Annotated in this window: 1 protein-coding gene; it reads right to left on the bottom strand. The window is 60.3% G+C overall.

Translation table 11 applies throughout. From position 1 onward, the window contains the following. A partial coding sequence (locus tag ACIPSK_RS33045; protein ID WP_165421717.1) for an AMP-binding protein occupies positions 1-693 on the bottom strand: 693 nt, incomplete at both ends.

Raw genomic sequence — 693 nt, 5'->3', positions numbered from 1 at the left:
CGGTTCAGGTAGCCGCGAGCCACCCCCGCCCCGCCGATATAAAGCTCGCCAACCGCACCAAACGGAACGGGTGCGCCATGACCGTCCAGAAGATAGATCCGCGTGTTCGCAATCGGACGGCCGATCGGCACATTCGTCGATGCGGAAAAATCTGCAGGGATGTCATGGAAAGCACAACCGACAACCGCTTCCGTTGGGCCATACTCGTTGACCATTCTAGCAGCCGGCTGGATGTGACGCCATAGCTCGACCGTCGAAGACGACAATGCCTCACCGCCAATGACGAGCACCTCCACCTGACTGGCATCTCCAGCCGACTGCAGTTGCTGCCCAAGAACATCCAGAAGCATCGGGGTGATATTGACCAGCCCGCACGGTATGCGGACCCTCAACCTGATCCCCTCGACCTCGTCCCCCTCTTTTGTAAGCAATGCATGGCCGCCAGCGACCAAAGGCGCAAAAAGACTGTTGACCGTGGCATCGAAGGCGAGCGAAGAGGAGACGACGGAGGAGGATGTGGGAGCATAGCTCTCACGAGCCCAGCTTAGATAATTGGTCATCCCGCGATGCTCGACCATGACGCCCTTCGGCGTGCCGGTGGATCCCGATGTGTAGATGACATAGGCGAGATGGCGCGCTGTCAGGCCGAGGGCATGCGGGTCGGGATCGTCAGCGGACTGATCGGCCCAGGCG

The sequence above is a fragment of the Rhizobium sp. LARHSG275 genome (assembly GCF_052871115.1).
This window is presented reverse-complemented; position numbering and strand designations above follow the sequence as displayed.